The 16,206-nt window shown below is 65.5% G+C and carries 14 protein-coding genes; all 14 read left to right on the forward strand.

Translation table 11 applies throughout. From position 1 onward, the window contains the following. Positions 1-28 precede the first annotated feature (28 nt). The 14 genes from ACZYRS_RS23540 to dnaJ all read left to right on the forward strand — a co-directional run bounded on the left by ACZYRS_RS23540 (position 29) and on the right by dnaJ (position 15,587). On the forward strand, positions 29-1,006 hold the full coding sequence (locus ACZYRS_RS23540) for a TRAP transporter substrate-binding protein (protein ID WP_463421182.1): 978 nt from the start codon (positions 29-31) through the stop codon (positions 1,004-1,006). A gap of 141 nt (positions 1,007-1,147) precedes the next feature. Further along, positions 1,148-1,636, forward strand: a complete 489-nt coding sequence (locus ACZYRS_RS23545) for a TRAP transporter small permease (RefSeq protein WP_176658555.1) — start codon at positions 1,148-1,150, stop codon at positions 1,634-1,636. Positions 1,637-1,644: 8 nt separating this feature from the next. Then, positions 1,645-2,940, forward strand: a complete 1,296-nt coding sequence (locus tag ACZYRS_RS23550; protein WP_198787600.1) for a TRAP transporter large permease — start codon at positions 1,645-1,647, stop codon at positions 2,938-2,940. A gap of 42 nt (positions 2,941-2,982) precedes the next feature. Further along, positions 2,983-4,572, forward strand: a complete 1,590-nt coding sequence (garD, locus tag ACZYRS_RS23555) for a galactarate dehydratase (protein ID WP_463421183.1) — start codon at positions 2,983-2,985, stop codon at positions 4,570-4,572. Between the two features lie 87 nt (positions 4,573-4,659). Continuing rightward, positions 4,660-6,708 carry a hypothetical protein gene (locus ACZYRS_RS23560; protein WP_463421184.1) on the forward strand — a complete coding sequence of 683 codons (2,049 nt, stop codon included), beginning with the start codon at positions 4,660-4,662 and terminating at the stop codon, positions 6,706-6,708. Between the two features lie 34 nt (positions 6,709-6,742). Continuing rightward, positions 6,743-7,504 (forward strand): SDR family NAD(P)-dependent oxidoreductase, encoded by a 762-nt coding sequence (locus ACZYRS_RS23565; protein ID WP_463421185.1) that lies wholly within the window; start codon positions 6,743-6,745, stop codon positions 7,502-7,504. 70 nt (positions 7,505-7,574) lie between these two features. Next, the gene (locus tag ACZYRS_RS23570; RefSeq protein ID WP_463421186.1) at positions 7,575-8,558 is read left to right on the forward strand and encodes a tripartite tricarboxylate transporter substrate binding protein; all 984 of its coding nucleotides are present in this window, start codon (positions 7,575-7,577) and stop codon (positions 8,556-8,558) included. 23 nt (positions 8,559-8,581) lie between these two features. Beyond that, a complete protein-coding gene (locus ACZYRS_RS23575) occupies positions 8,582-9,574 on the forward strand; it encodes a Bug family tripartite tricarboxylate transporter substrate binding protein (protein ID WP_463421187.1) in 993 nt (330 codons plus the stop codon). 109 nt (positions 9,575-9,683) lie between these two features. Further along, complete coding sequence (gene asd, locus ACZYRS_RS23580) at positions 9,684-10,535, forward strand: archaetidylserine decarboxylase (protein WP_463422528.1); 852 nt, start codon at positions 9,684-9,686, stop codon at positions 10,533-10,535. A 179-nt stretch (positions 10,536-10,714) separates the two neighbouring features. Further along, positions 10,715-11,131: a winged helix-turn-helix transcriptional regulator gene (locus ACZYRS_RS23585; RefSeq protein ID WP_463421188.1), complete on the forward strand. Its 417-nt coding sequence runs from the start codon at positions 10,715-10,717 to the stop codon at positions 11,129-11,131. A gap of 78 nt (positions 11,132-11,209) precedes the next feature. Next, positions 11,210-11,560, forward strand: coding sequence for an FKBP-type peptidyl-prolyl cis-trans isomerase (locus ACZYRS_RS23590; protein ID WP_013540334.1), 351 nt, complete (start codon positions 11,210-11,212; stop codon positions 11,558-11,560). Between the two features lie 156 nt (positions 11,561-11,716). Beyond that, complete coding sequence (grpE, locus tag ACZYRS_RS23595) at positions 11,717-12,283, forward strand: nucleotide exchange factor GrpE (RefSeq protein ID WP_198787593.1); 567 nt, start codon at positions 11,717-11,719, stop codon at positions 12,281-12,283. 118 nt (positions 12,284-12,401) lie between these two features. Further along, the gene (gene dnaK, locus ACZYRS_RS23600; protein WP_463421189.1) at positions 12,402-14,339 is read left to right on the forward strand and encodes a molecular chaperone DnaK; all 1,938 of its coding nucleotides are present in this window, start codon (positions 12,402-12,404) and stop codon (positions 14,337-14,339) included. 108 nt (positions 14,340-14,447) lie between these two features. Further along, positions 14,448-15,587 carry a molecular chaperone DnaJ gene (gene dnaJ / locus ACZYRS_RS23605; RefSeq protein WP_463421190.1) on the forward strand — a complete coding sequence of 380 codons (1,140 nt, stop codon included), beginning with the start codon at positions 14,448-14,450 and terminating at the stop codon, positions 15,585-15,587. Positions 15,588-16,206 lie beyond the last annotated feature (619 nt).

Raw genomic sequence — 16,206 nt, forward strand, 5'->3', positions numbered from 1 at the left:
GATAACCACCAAGCAGAGGAAGAGACAAATGAAACTCCACAAGACCCTGATCGCACTTGCCGTCGGCGCCGCAGCCGCGCTGTCCTCACTGGCTGCCAGTGCCACCGAGTTCCGCTCGGCCGACATCCACCCCGACGACTACCCGACCGTGACCGCGGTCAAGTTCATGAGCGAGCGCCTGAAGGCATTGTCGGGCGGCAAGCACACCATCAAGGTGTTCAACAACAGCTCGCTCGGCAGCGAGAAGGACACCATCGAGCAGACCAAGATCGGCGCGCTGCAGATGGTGCGCGTGAACATCGCCCCCATGAACAACATCTGCGCCGAGACGCAGGTGCCGACCATGCCCTTCCTGTTCCGCTCGGTCGATCACCTGCACAAGGTGCTGGACGGCCCGATCGGCGAGGAGATCCTCAAGTCGTGCGAGAAGCAGGGCTTCATCGGCCTGGCCTACTACGACAGCGGCGCGCGCTCGATGTTCACGGCCAAGAAGCCGGTGCGCACCTTCGCCGACATGAAGGGCCTGAAGGTCCGCGTGCAGCAGTCGGACCTGTGGGTGTCGATGCTCGAAGCCATGGGCGCCAACGCCACGCCGATGCCCATGGGCGAGGTGTACACGGGCCTGAAGACCGGCCTGATCGACGCGGCCGAGAACAACTACCCCACCTATGAAAGCGCCCGCGCCTTCGAAGTGGCCAAGTACTACAGCAAGACCGAGCACTCGATGGCGCCCGAGATGCTGCTGTTCTCCAAGCGCGCGTGGGACAAGCTCTCGGCCGAAGAGCAAGGCTGGATCCGCCAGGCCGCCAAGGAATCGGTGCCCTACATGCGCAAGCAATGGGAAGAGCGCGAAGTGAAGTCGCTCGCCACGGTGAAGGCCGGCGGCGCCGAGATCATCGAAGTGGACAAGGCCCCGTTCCAGGCCGCGATGAAGCCGGTGTACGACAAGTTCATCACCGACGCGAAGCTCAAGGACCTGGTCAAGCGCGTGCAAGACACGAAGTAAGCAAGTCAGTCGTTGAATTGGCTCCTTCCCCTCCCGGGGAAGGTTGGGATGGGGGCAAGCGGCGCTGGAATAGCCAGCGCCGCTTGCCCCTACCCCGCCCTCCCCCGGAAGGGGGGGAGAAAGACAAAGAGAAGAACTCACATGTACACCAAACTTTGCCGCACCCTCGCCCGTGCCTGCATGTGGTTGGGCATCCTCGGTCTCGTCGCGGTGATCTGCGCGGTGAGCTGGCAGGTGTTCGGCCGCTACGTGCTCAACAACACCCCGACCTGGGCCGAGAGCCTGGCGCTGCTGCTGGTGCTCTACGTCACGATGTTCGGCGTGGCCGTGGGCGTGCGCGACGCGGGCCACATCGGCCTGGAATCGTTCCTCGTGCTCGCGCCCGACTGGCTGCGCCTGAAGATGGAATACCTCATCCACGCGCTGATCCTCGTCTTCGGCCTGGCCATGGCGTGGAATTGCGCCTCGCTCGCCGAATCGGTGTGGGACTACCGACTGCCCACGCTCTGGATTTCGGAAGGCTGGAAATACGTGCCCGCGTCGATCGCCGGCGTGCTCATCGTGATGTTCTCCATCGAACACATCATTGCCCTGGCCCAAGGCCGCGAAGTCGAACCCGCCTGGGGCTGAACCGCATCATGACGATCCCTCTCCTCATCCTCTGCATCTCGTTCACGGTCTTCCTGCTCCTGGGCGTGCCGGTCGCTTTCTCGATCGGGCTGTCGGCCCTGGCCACGCTCCTGTATGAAGGCCTGCCGCTCGCGGTGGGCTTCCAGCAGATGACCTCGGGCATGGGCATCTTCTCGTTCCTTGCGATTCCGTTCTTCATCTTCGCCGGCGAGCTAATGCTCTACGGCGGCATCGCGGACCGCATCGTCAACTTCGCGCGCAACCTGGTGGGCCATGTGCGCGGGGGCCTGGGCATGTCGAACGTGGTGGCCTGCACGCTCTTTGGCGGTGTCTCGGGCTCGCCCGTGGCGGACGTCTCGGCCATGGGCGCCGTGATGATCCCGATGATGAAGAAGGAGGGCTACCACGCCGACTACGCAGTCAACGTGACGACCCACGCGGCCCTGGTCGGCGCGCTGATGCCGACCAGCCACAACCTCATCATCTATTCGCTGGCGGCGGGCGGCAAGGTGTCGATCGCGGCGCTGATCCTGGCGGCGCTGCTGCCGGCGGCCGTGCTCACCATCAGCAACCTCGCGGCCGCCTACCTGGTGGCGGTGAAGCGCGGCTATCCGGCCGGCAAGTTCCCGGGCTGGGACATCGTGGCGCGCTCGTTCGCGGCGGCGCTGCCGGGCCTCTTCATCGTGGTGCTGATCCTCGGCGGCATCCTGTCGGGCATCTTCACGGCGACCGAATCGGCCGCGGTGGCGGTGCTCTATGCGCTGGCGCTCACCATCTTCGTGTACCGCACGCTGAAGTGGGAGCACTTCATCAAGGCCGCGTCGAAGGCGGTGCGCACCACGGGCGTGATCCTGCTTTTGATCGGCATCTCGAGCACCTTCGGCTACCTCATCAGCCTCTACGGCGTGGCCGAGCTCACGGGCCAGATGTTGTCGCAGGTGACCACCACGCCGTGGATGATCTTCCTGCTCATCAACATCATCCTGTTCGTGCTGGGCACCTTCCTGGACATGGCCGCGACGATCCTCCTGTGCACGCCGATCTTCCTGCCGATCGCCCAGCACTACGGCATGACCTCGGTGCAGTTCGGCGTCGTGATGCTGATCAACTGCGCGCTGGGCCTGAACACCCCGCCGGTGGGCACCACGCAATTCGTGGGCTGCGCGATCGGCGGCGTCTCGGTGGGCACGGTGATGAAGACCATCTGGCCGTTCTACGGCGCACTGATCTTCGCGCTCGGCGTGGTCACCTTCGTGCCCGCGTTCTCGACCTGGCTGCCGGGCCTGTTCATGGTCGTGAAGTAAGCACAGAAGCAAGCAACGAAGCCAGCAAGAAAGGGCCCCGCGATGGCCGAGACGAACACCCGCCCCCCGCTCTACATCCGCATCCACGCGGCCGACAACGTCGCCATCGTCGCGAACGACGGTGGCCTGAAGACGGGCGCGGCGTTCGCCGACGGCCTGGTGCTGGTGGACAACGTGCCGCAAGGCCACAAGGTCGCGCTCGCCGACCTGGCCGAAGGCGACGCCATCGTCCGCTACAACGTGGTGATCGGCTATGCGCAGAAGGCGCTCGCGCGCGGCAGCTGGGTGCACGAGCGCGTGATGCGCATGCCCACGGCGCCCGAGCTCGAAGGCCTGCCCATCGCGACCGTGAAGCCGCCCGCCATGCCGCCGCTGGAGGGCTACACCTTCGAGGGCTATCGCAACGCGGACGGCTCGGTGGGTTCGCGCAACATCCTGGCCATCACGCAGACCGTGCAGTGCGTGGCCGGCGTGACCGAGTTTGCGGTGCAGCGCATCAAGGCCGAGCTGCTGCCGAAGTTTCCCAACGTCGACGACGTGGTGGCGCTGGAACACAGCTACGGCTGCGGCGTCGCCATCGACGCGCCCGACGCGATCGTGCCGATCCGCACGCTGCGCAACATCAGCCTCAACCCCAATTTCGGCGGCGAGGTCATGGTGGTGAGCCTGGGCTGCGAGAAGCTGCAGCCCGAGCGCCTGCTGCCGCCCGGCACCATTCCCATCGCCGACCAGCGCGGCGAGAGCGTCGCGTCCAATGCGGCCGATGCGGCGCTTGACGTGGTCTGCCTGCAGGACGACGCGCACGTCGGCTTCATGTCGATGATCGATTCGGTGATGCGGCAGGCCGAGGTGCACCTCGCGCGGCTGAACGCGCGCCGCCGCGAGACCGTGCCCGCGAGCGAGCTGGTGGTGGGCGTGCAGTGCGGCGGCAGCGATGCCTTTTCCGGCGTGACCGCGAACCCGGCCGTCGGCTTTGCCACCGACCTCCTGGTGCGCGCGGGCGCCACCGTGATGTTCTCGGAGACCACCGAGGTGCGCGACGGCATCGACCAGCTCACCTCGCGCGCGTCGTCGCCCGAAGTGGCCGAGGCCATGATCCGCGAGATGGCCTGGTACGACGCCTACCTGCAGAAGGGGCGCGTGGACCGCAGCGCCAACACCACGCCGGGCAACAAGAAGGGCGGCCTCTCCAACATCGTGGAGAAGGCGATGGGCTCGATCGTGAAGTCGGGCTCCGCGCCGATCTCGGGCGTGCTCTCGCCGGGCGAGAAGGTCAGGCAGAAGGGCCTGATCTACGCGGCGACGCCCGCCAGCGATTTCATCTGCGGCACGCTGCAGCTGGCCGCGGGCATCAACCTGCACATCTTCACCACCGGCCGCGGCACGCCCTACGGCCTGGCCGAAGTGCCGGTCATCAAGGTCGCCACGCGCAGCGACCTCGCGCGCCGCTGGCACGACCTGATGGACGTGAACGCGGGCCGCATCGCCGACGGCGACGCCACCATCGAGGACGTGGGCTGGGAGCTCTTCCGGCTGATGCTCGACGTGGCCAGCGGCAAGAAAAAGACCTGGGCGGAGCACTGGAAGCTGCACAACGCGCTCGTGCTTTTCAACCCCGCACCCGTGACCTGATGAGGAGGTAGCGGCGGCAACCTGATCCGGATGGCGCGGCGGAGGAGCCGGGCCTGGTTTTTTTCTTACAACAGAAGGAGATAGAGGATGCAGAAACCCAAGCTGGTAGTGAGCCTGATCGCGGGTGCCGCCCTGCTCGCCGCGTGCGGCGGCGGAGGTGGTGGGGGCGGCGTGTCTTTCCCGCCCATCGCGGTGAATCCGCCGGCCCCTCCGCCGGCGCCGCCCGCCGAGACGCCCGTGGACCCCGAAGTGCTCGCGGCCCAGCCGAAGTTGTCGAACAAGCCGATGGACGACATCGTGCGCGAGAACCTGCTGCCCACCATCGACCGCCTCTTCGAGCAGGTGCGCGCGCAGGGCATCAAGACCGTGATCCAGGGACAGGAGGTGTTCGCGCCCACGAGCGGCGACAAGTTCCTTCCGGGCAAGGTCGCCATCGGTTTCTCGTACCTGCTGCTGAACACCCCGCCCTCGGACCCGAAGTACCAGACCTACCTGGACGGCTACCGCGAGATCGCGGACATCACCATCGATTCGACCAACGACAGCTGGGGCATCTACTACTACATGTCGGCGCTGTGGAAGCTCAAGAAGGCGGGCCTCCTGGACGGCGCGAGCCCCGCGATCAACGCGGGCACGCTCGACAAGCTCAAGGTCAAGCTGGACTGGCGCGCCTTCGTCAACCCGGCCGACTATTCGCTGATCAACCTGCCCACCAACTACTACGGCGTGGCCTTCAGCATCGCGCGCCTGCGCTTCCTCATGGGCTGGGAAGGCCCCGAGGCCAGCGAGGCGCTGCTGCAGAAGATGATCAACCACTACAAGACCTTCTCGGCCTTCGGCTTCTCCGACGAGACGGACGGCAGCGGGCGCTTCGACCGCTACAGCATCTTGCTGATCGGCGAAATCATGCAGCGCCTGATCGAGACCGGCATGACGGTCTCGGCCGAGGACGAGGCGTCGCTCAAGGGATGGCTGCGCCAGTCGGTGGACGTGATCAAGGCCCGGCTCAACCCGGCCGGCAACGGCGTGGACTTCGGCCGCAGCCTCGCGGGCTACGCCGACACGGCCTTCGCCGAAGTGCTCTCGGCCGCCGAGCACGAGAACGTGCTCAGCGCCGAGGAAAAAGACATCGCCTACGCCTTCGCCACGCGCATCACGGCCAAGTACGTGGAGTTCTGGTACGACGCCGAGGCGGGCTCGCTCAACATGTGGAACAAGGGCCGGCGCGTGGACAGCTACCGCGGCATCGCGCGCATCCTGGGCGAGAACCTGAGCCTGTCGCACCAGCTCATCTACACCAACAACCTGTGGAAGAGCGCGGGCTATGCGCAGAAGCCGCCGGTCTCGACACAGACATTCCTCGCCTACCTGGACAAGCTGCCGCGCTCGACGCTCACCAAATTCGCCGGCTTCGACGGCCAGCCCGCCACCTATGACCGCGGCCTGGTCACCTACCGCGACGGCCTGCGCGTGATCAGCCTGCCGGTGGTGAACGGCGCGGCCACCTACCACCGCACCAACCCGTACTTCGCGGTGCCCTTCTCGTACAACATGCTCTCGGGCGTGGCCGACACGCGCTGGCCGCAGTTGCAGCCGCAATTCACCTTCGTGAATGCCGGCACGCCGCAGGTGCTGATTCCGGCGTCCTACCAGAAGAACCTGAAGGTGCTCGATGCCGGCAAGGTGCTGGTGGTGAACTACGAACAGGACGCGATGGACCGCGTGGCGGGCACCAGCAGCGGCGGCAATCCGTTCAAGGACGCGCGCATCACCTCCTCGACCGCCTACACCTTCGAGCCGGGCCGGATCACCCGCGTCGATACCTACACGCCCGTGGGCACGCTGGACATCGGCAAGGTCGAGATGGAGTTCGGCTCGTATTCGGACGGCGTGACCGCACTGGGCAACAACAGGTTCAGCTACGCCAACGGCGACGTGCAGGGCTTCGAGGTCGAGGGCCTGCAGGACTGCGCGCCGGTCGACGTGAGCGCCAACGCGGACTACAACACGCCCACGGGCGCGCTCAAGACCAGCATCCGCTGCAGCGCGCCGGCCTTCAGCTTCAGCACGCCGCTCACCATCAAGTGGGTGCTGAAGTACCGCTCGCCCAGCGTGGCGTCCATATCGCCGCGTTGACCTTCTTCTTTCGCTCTCATCAACGGAACCCCTCATGGAAGACCTCAAGGACAAGACCGCGCTCGTCACCGGTGCCAGCACCGGCATCGGCGCGGCGGTCGCCATCGCCTTCGCCGCGCGCGGCATGCGCGTGGCGGTGCACTACAACAGCTCGGCCGATGCGGCGAACCAGGTCGTCGCGACGATCCGCGCCGCCGGCGGCACCGCGTTCGCGGTGAAGGCCGACGTGCGCGACACCGGCGCGATCCGCGATTGCGTGAAGCAGACCCAGGCGGAGTTCGGCCGCATCGACGTGCTGGTGAACAACGCGGGGAGCCTGGTCAAGCGCGTGCCCATTGCCGAGTTCGACGACGCGCTCTTCGACGAGGTGATGCACATCAACGCGCGCTCGGTGCTCGCGTTCTGCCGGGAGGTGGTTCCCCTGATGCGCACGCAAGGCGGGGGCAACATCATCAACGTGACCTCGGTCGCGGCGCGCACCGGCGGCGGTCCGGCCGCGTACCTGTACGCGGGCTCCAAGGGCTTCGTGAGCACGGCGACGCACGGCCTCGCGAAGGAGCTGGTGGGCGACCGCATCCGCGTGAACGCGGTCGCGCCGGGCGTGATCCAGACGCCGTTCCAGGACCGCTTCTCGACGCCCGCGATGCTGGAGAACTTCAGGGCGAGCATTCCGATGGGGCGCATCGGCGAGCCCGAGGAATGCGTCGGTGCGTTTCTTTACCTGGCCTCGGAGCAGCTCTCGGGCTATGTGACGGGCCAGGTCATCGAGGTGAATGGCGGGCAGTACATGCCCTGACATTTTGGAGAGACGGCCCCGTGACGGGGCCGTTCGTGGATCAGATCAACAAACGGAGACAAGAGACATCATGAAAAGAAGCGCATTCATCCGCGGCCTCGCGGCCCTCTCGGCCACGGCCACGCTCTCGCTCGGCCTGGCCTCGACGGCCGCGGCACAGGCGGCCAACGACTTTCCGAACCGCTCGATCGAACTGCTGGTGCCCTACCAGCCGGGCGGCGGCACCGACGGCCTCGCGCGCGCTTTCTCGGAAGCCAGCCGCAAGCACATCTCCCAGAGCATCGTGATCGTCAACCGCCCCGGCGCGGGCGGCGCCATCGGCTGGACCGAGGTGATCAACGCCAAGCCCGACGGCTACAAGCTCGCGGTGCTCACGGTCGAGCTGCTCACGCTGCCGCACCTGGGTCTCGCGAAATTCAACTACGACGACTTCCAGCCGATCGCGCAGCTCAACGCCGACCCGGCCGCGATCACGGTGAAGGCCGATGCGCCGTGGAACACCATCGAGGAGTTTCTCGCCGCCGCGAAGAAGTCGCCCGAGGGCATCCGCGTGGGCAACTCGGGCAACGGCTCGATCTGGCATCTGGCGGCCGCCGCGCTGGAAGACAAGACCGGCACGAAGTTCGGCCACATTCCGTTCCAGGGCGCGGCGCCCGCGGTGCTCGCGCTCCTGGGCGGCCACATCGAGGCCGTGGCGGTGAGCCCGGCCGAAGTGACGACGCACGTGCAGGGCGGCAAGCTCAAGGTGCTGATGGTGATGGCCGACAAGCGCGTGAAGGGCTTCGAGAAGGTGCCCACCGCCAAGGAGCGCGGCATCGACCTGTCGATCGGCACCTGGCGCGGCATCGGCGCGCCGAAGAACACGCCGCCCGAAGTGATGGCCAAGCTGCGCGAGATGACCGCCAAGACGGCCGCCGAGCCGCTGATGCACGAGGTGATGGACAAGCAGAACCTGGGCTACGTCTACACCGACGGCGCCGTGTTCAAGGAGACGCTGGCCAAGGACAACGTGTACTTCAAGCAGCTGATCACCAAGCTGAACATCAAGCCATGACCCGGCCCTCGGAGACCAGAGACATGCAACGCCGAACACTCATTCGAACCGCCCTCGCCGCTTCGCTGGCGACCGCCCTGCCCGCGTTCGCGCAGAGCAGCAACACCTGGCCCACGGGCAAGGCCATCACTTACCTCGTGCCCTTTCCCGCGGGCGGCACCACCGACGTGCTGGGCCGGCTGATCGGCCAGAAGCTGGGCACCGTGCTGGGCACGAGCGTGATCATCGACAACAAGGGCGGTGCCGGCGGCAGCGTGGGCTCGGAGATCGGCGCGCGCGCCGCGCCCGACGGCTTCACGCTGGTGGGCGGCACGATCAGCTCGCACGCGATCAACGTGAGCCTGTATCCCAAGATCGGCTACGACCCGCAGAAGTCGTTCGCGCCGGTGACGCTCATCGGCACCAACCCGGTGGTGCTGGTGGTGAACCAGGCGAGCCCCTACAAGACGCTCAAGGACGTGCTGGATGCGAGCAAGGCCAAGTCGGGCGGGCTCTCGTCGGCCTCGGCCGGCACGGGCACCTCGCAGCACCTGGCGCTGGAGCTGCTGGCGTTCAAGTCGGGCGTGAAGTTCACGCACATCCCGTACAAGGGCAGCGGCCCGGCGATCCAGGACGTGATCGGCGGCCAGGTCGACATGATGTTCGACACGACGGTGGTCGCGGGCCCGCACATCCAGAGCGGCAAGCTGCGCGCCATCGCCGTCACCTCGGCCAAGCGCCTGGCCTCGATGCCCGACGTGCCGACGGTGGCCGAGTCGGGCGTGCAGGGGCTGAAGGATTTCGAGGTGGTGTCGTGGCAGGCGATCTTCGTGCCCGCGGGCACGCCGGCGCCGGTAGTCGAACGCCTCCACACCGAGATCCGCAAGATCCTCGCGGCGCCCGACATGCAGGACAAGCTCAAGGGCTTCGGCATGGAGCCGGCCGATCTGTCGACCGCGCAGATCGCGGCGTTCCAGAAGGCCGAGGTGGAGAAGTGGGCACAGGTGATCAAGGCGGCGGGAATCAAGGCGGAGTAATTCGCCGGCTGACTCTCCCCCACGCAAAACCGAGGGAAGCCTCCTACGCCCCTCGTGGGAGGCGCTTTATAGAATGCCCCTCCGATCCGCATTCGAGGCTTCCCCCAACGTGTCCGACCGCTCCGCAGTTCTGCCCCAATACCTGTTCCCCAAGCAGGCCCTGACCAATTTCGCCGGCTGGGTCGCGGGGAAGGAACGCGGTGCCGTCACGACATGGATCATTCGCCGCTTCGTCGCCAAGTACGGCGTGGACATGGGCGAGGCGCTCGAGTCGGACATCGCGCACTACAAAAGCTTTAACCAGTTCTTCACGCGCGCGCTCAAGCCGGGCATGCGCCCGCTCGCGCAGGCCGACCTCGTGTGCCCGGTGGACGGCGCCATCAGCCAGTTCGGCGCGATCGAGGGCGACCAGATCTTCCAGGCCAAGGGCCACAACTACACGACCACCGCGCTGGTTGGCGGCGACGCCGCGCTCGCCGCGAAGTTCGCGCACGGCAGCTTCGCGACGCTCTACCTGAGCCCCAAGGATTACCACCGCATCCACATGCCGTGCGACGGGCGGCTCGTGCGCATGATCCACGTGCCCGGCGACCTGTTCTCGGTGAACCCGACCACCGCGCGCGGCGTGCCCGGTCTCTTCGCGCGCAACGAGCGTGTGGTGTGCGTTTTCGAATCGGCGCGCGGGCCCTTCGTGCTGGTGCTGGTGGGCGCCACCATCGTCGGCAGCATGGCCACCGTGTGGCACGGCGTGGTCAATCCGCCGCGCGTGGGCGAGCTGCGCGAGTGGCACTACAACGACCAGCAGATCGACATCAAGAAGGGCGACGAGATGGGCCGTTTCTTGCTCGGCTCCACCGTCGTCATGCTGTTCCCGGCGCCTGCGCTGGCGTTCAACCCCGACTGGTCGCCCACCCGCGCGATCCGTCTGGGCGAAGCCATGGCCGACTACACGAATTTGTGAGGCTTTGTCTCACAGCCCGCATGCAGCATGCCCTTACAGCTATAAAACTAGTAGCATCCACATCGTTTGCGCTATAGTCGCCGGCCGGCAGGACGGTCCATAACCGATCACAAACAAGAGCGCGCGGCATCGGCCACCCACAGGCCCGCAGCCCGCCCAGCTTCGAGGAGATGATGTCGATGAGTACCAAGGAAAACGCAGCCGTCAGCCAGTTGCTCGCACTGCTGGAAGCCCGCTATGCGCTGCGTGTGCTCTGGGCCCTGCGCGACGGCCATGCCCAGACCTTCCGCCTGCTGCAGGACAGCGTGGGCGGCATCACTCCCAACACCCTGAACACCCGCATCAAGGAACTGCGCGAAGCCGGCATCGTGAGCCATGGCAGCGACGGTTATTGCCTCACCTTGAGCGGGCAGGACCTGCTCAAGCGGCTGTCCGACCTGCAGGCCTTTGCCGGCAAGTGGCAGTTGGGCCAGCTCAAGAAGGCGGCCGCGCCGGCTGCAGTGGCGGCCGGTGCGCCGGCCGTTCCCGCCGCGCCCCCTGCGCCCTCCTCGCCGCCTTCGCCGCCCCCCGCGCCGCCCACCGATACGACAAGCTGAACAGGTCGACATCGGGCATCGGTAAACTTCGCGCCTTCGATCCGATTCACCATTCATCGACGCAAGGAGCGTTTTCCCATGCCTACCACCCCCTCCGGCCTCCAGTACGAAGACACCGAAGTCGGCACCGGCGCCGAAGCCAAGGCTGGCCAGCACGTGCACGTGCACTACACCGGCTGGCTCTACAACGACGGCGTGCAAGGCGCCAAGTTCGATTCGAGCCGCGACCGCAACGACCCCTTCGCGTTCTCGCTGGGCGCCGGCCAGGTCATCAAGGGCTGGGACGAAGGCGTCGCCGGCATGAAGATCGGCGGCAAGCGCACGCTGATCATTCCCGCATCGCTGGGCTATGGCGCCCGCGGCGCTGGCGGCGTGATCCCCCCGAACGCCACCCTCAAGTTCGACGTCGAGCTGCTCGACGCGCACTGATCGCTCCCCAGCCAAGTCTTGGCACACAGGCCCGGTTTCGGGCCTTTTTCATGCCTCGACGGGCCCTTTTTCCGCATTTTTTCGCTTGAAATGCCCCTGGCCAGCCCCAAGTGGCTGGCTATCGTTTGTTTTCCGGCGCACGCCGTTCTTTGAAAAATGTCTGACCCGCAACAATCCGCACAGAATTCGCAAATGCTGCAAGGCGAGCCCAGTCCCGAAGAACTGGAGGCCGCGCAGGCCGCCAATGAAGCCGACGCATTGGCCGCGGCGCAGGGCGAGCTGGCCGCGCTGCAGGCCAAGAACGCCGAATTGGCCGATCAATACCTGCGCGCCCAGGCCGATGTTCAAAACGCCCGCCGCCGCGCCGACGACGAAATCACCAAGGCCCGCAAATTCGCGGTCGAGGCCTTCGCCGAAAGCCTGCTGCCGGTGACCGACAGCCTGGAAGCCGGCCTGGCCATCAAGGACGCCACGCCCGAGCAGATCCGCGAAGGCGCCGAAGCCACGCTGCGGCAGTTGAAGAGCGCGCTGGAGCGCAACAAGGTGATCGAAGTGGCCCCGGCCGCCGGCACCAAGTTCGATCCGCACCAGCACCAGGCCATCTCGGTGGTGCCCGCGCCCGATCAGGAACCCAACACCGTGGTGAGCGTGCTCCAGAAGGGCTACACCATCAACGAGCGCGTGCTGCGCCCGGCGCTGGTCACGGTCAGCGCGCCGAAGTGACCACGGCCCATCGGCACACAAGATTCCCACAGGAAATCCCCGCTTCTTCCCTTGAATCGAGCTGGGTTATCCACAAGTTCATAACAACATATTTTTCAGGCTTTCAGGAGTAAAGAACATGGCAAAGATCATCGGCATCGACCTCGGCACCACCAACTCGTGCGTGTCGATCATGGAAGGCAACACCACGCGTGTGATCGAGAACTCGGAAGGTGCCCGCACCACGCCGTCGATCGTCGCGTACCAGGAAGACGGTGAAGTCCTGGTCGGTGCCTCGGCCAAGCGCCAGGCCGTGACCAACCCCAAGAACACGCTGTACGCGATCAAGCGTTTGATCGGCCGCAAGTTCGAGGAAAAGGAAGTGCAGAAGGACATCGACCTGATGCCCTACACCATCGCCAAGGCAGACAACGGCGACGCATGGGTCGAAGTGCGCGGCAAGAAGATGGCGCCCCAGCAAGTCAGCGCCGACATCCTGCGCAAGATGAAGAAGACCGCCGAAGACTATCTGGGCGAACCGGTGACCGAAGCCGTGATCACGGTGCCGGCCTACTTCAACGACGCCCAGCGCCAGGCCACCAAGGACGCCGGCCGCATCGCGGGCCTGGACGTCAAGCGCATCATCAACGAGCCCACCGCTGCGGCCCTGGCCTTCGGCCTGGACAAGCAGGACAAGGCCGACCGCAAGATCGCCGTGTATGACCTGGGCGGCGGCACCTTCGACGTGTCGATCATCGAAATCGCGGACGTGGACGGCGAGAAGCAGTTCGAAGTGCTGTCGACCAACGGCGACACGTTCCTGGGCGGCGAAGACTTCGACCAGCGCATCATCGACTACATCATTGCCGAGTTCAAAAAGGAACAGGGCGTCGACCTGAGCAAGGACGTGCTCGCGCTGCAGCGCCTGAAGGAAGCGGCTGAAAAGGCCAAGATCGAACTGTCGAACAGCGCGCAGACCGACATCAACCTGCCCTACATCACGGCCGATGCCTCGGGTCCGAAACACCTGAACATCAAGCTCACCCGCGCCAAGCTGGAGAGCCTGGTGGACGAGCTGGTCGAGCGCACCATCGCGCCCTGCCGCCTGGCCATCAAGGATGCCGGCATCAGCGTGAGCGACATCAACGACGTGATCCTGGTCGGCGGCATGACCCGCATGCCCAAGGTGCAGGAAAAGGTGAAGGCCTTCTTCGGCAAGGAACCGCGCAAGGACGTGAACCCCGATGAGGCCGTGGCCGTCGGCGCCGCCATCCAGGGCCAGGTGCTCTCGGGCGACCGCAAGGACGTGCTGCTCTTGGACGTGACCCCGCTGTCTCTCGGTATCGAGACCATGGGCGGCGTGATGACCAAGATGATCACCAAGAACACCACGATCCCGACGAAGTTCGCGCAGACCTTCTCGACCGCCGAGGACAACCAGCCGGCCGTGACGATCAAGGTGTTCCAGGGCGAGCGCGACATCGCCTCGGGCAACAAGGCGCTGGGCGAATTCAACCTGGAAGGCATTCCGCCGGCATCGCGCGGCACGCCGCAGATCGAGGTGAGCTTCGACATCGACGCCAACGGCATCCTGCACGTGGGCGCCAAGGACAAGGGCACCGGCAAGGAAAACAAGATCACCATCAAGGCGAACTCGGGCCTCTCCGAAGACGAGATCCAGAAGATGGTGAAGGACGCCGAACTCAACGCCGAAGACGACAAGAAGAAGCTCGAGATCGTGCAGGCCCGCAACCAGGGCGAGGCCATGGTGCACAGCGTGAAGAAGTCGCTGGGCGAACATGGTGCGAGCCTGGAAGCCGCCGAGAAGGAAGCGATCGAGGCCGCGATCAAGGACGTCGAGGAAGCCCTCAAGGGTGAAGACAAGACCGTGATCGAGGAAAAGACGAACACGCTGATGACGGCAAGCCAGAAGCTGGGCGAGAAGATGTACGCCGAATCGCAGGCCGCGGCAGGCGCCTCGGCGGCGAGCGGCCCGGCTGGCGCGGAAGCTGCTGCGCATGCGCAGGCCGACGACAACGTGGTCGACGCCGAAGTCAAGGAAGTCAAGAAGGGCTGATCCACAGTCGCTTGACCAAGGCTGGATCACCCTGCGGGGTGCTCCAGCCTTTCTCGCTTCAAGTCACCCGAATTCCCGCCGTCTCCCGAGCCCCCTGATCGACCTGCCATGGCCACCAAACGCGACTATTACGAAACCCTCGGCGTCCCCAAGAACGCGAGCGAGGAAGAAATCAAGAAGTCTTATCGCAAGCTTGCGATGAAGCACCACCCCGACCGCAACCACGGCGACACCAGCAAGGACGCCGAGGCCAAGTTCAAGGAGGTGAAGGAAGCCTACGAGATGCTCTCGGACAGCCAGAAGCGCGCGGCCTACGACCAGTACGGCCACGCCGGCGTCGACCCCAACATGCGCGGCGGCCCGGGCGCGGAAGGCTTCGGCGGTTTCGCGGAAGCCTTCGGCGACATCTTCGGCGACGTCTTCGGCGGTGCGCGCGGCGGCCGCCAGAGCGGCGGGCGCCAGGTGTTCCGCGGCAGCGACCTGAGCTACGCGATGGAAGTCACGCTCGAGGAAGCGGCCGAGGGCAAGGAAGCCCAGATCCGCATTCCCAGCTGGGACAACTGCGACACCTGCAAGGGCTCGGGCGCCAAGCCCGGCACCAAGCCGATCACCTGCACCACCTGCCACGGCGCGGGCGCGGTGCAGATGCGCCAGGGCTTCTTCAGCGTGCAGCAGACCTGCCCCACCTGCCATGGCAGCGGCAAGATCATTCCCGAGCCCTGCACCGTGTGCCATGGCCAGGGCAGGATCAAGAACAACAAGACGCTCGAGGTGAAGATCCCCGCCGGCATCGACGACGGCATGCGCATCCGCAGCACCGGCAACGGCGAGCCGGGCACCAACGGCGGGCCTCCGGGCGACCTGTACATCGAGATCCGGCTGAAGAAGCACGAGCTCTTCGAGCGCGATGGCGACGACCTGCACTGCGTGGTGCCGGTCAGCGTGACGACGGCGGCGCTCGGCGGCGAGATCAGCGTGCCCACGCTCAAGGGCGCCGCGGCCATCGACATTCCCGACGGCACGCAGAGCGGCAAGCAGTTTCGCCTGCGCGGCAAGGGCATCAAGGGCGTGCGCTCGAGCTATCCGGGCGACCTGTACTGCCACGTGCGCGTGGAGACGCCGGTCAAGCTCACCGAGCACCAGCGCAAGCTGCTCAAGGAGCTGGACGAATCGCTCAAGAAGGGCGGCGACAAGCACAGCCCGACCGACAAGGGCTGGTTCGACAAGGCCAAGGAATTTTTCAGCTGAGCTGAGTTGAGCTGAAAGACGATCATCCCGCCGGGCACCAAAGACGTGCGGGAACGTGCAAGGCCCTGAGCCTCTGCGTGCACCGGTTGCCGCAGGGCCTCGGGGCTTTTCTTCGTCCGGGGCCGAAGCAGGAGCGCCAGTGCCTTCCATTCGACGCTCGGCCCCCGCTCCTCAGACCGGTGCATCCAAGCCTCTGCGAGCGCCGTAAAGCACTGAGCCGGTGCCCGCCGCACCGTGCCGGTACGCACCGACTGGCGCCTGCGCTGCTTTCCCACGCGCACACGCGCCAGCCGCCCATGAAAAAGTGGCGCGAGGATTGCTTTTAGATATTTTTCGGATGTGCAATAAACCAAACGACAGATCGCGCGTTATTGCAGAGGAGCGTATGTTTTTATTGAGCCGAGGTGCTCAATAGGCGTGGTGTTCTCGGGAAAACACCAATGCCGTTCGATATAGGCATTTCACCCGGAGAGAATTGCGCGAGCGAGCCTTTTAATTTATCTGAAATTCTGAAAACCAGTTTGTATTTTTTGGAACTTTACTCAGGAGTGGGGTCCCCAATAAATAAAACATTTGCCGCATTGAATGTTTGCTTTATCCTGATTGTTAGCAGGACGTT

The organism is Variovorax sp. AC194 (assembly GCF_979257995.1).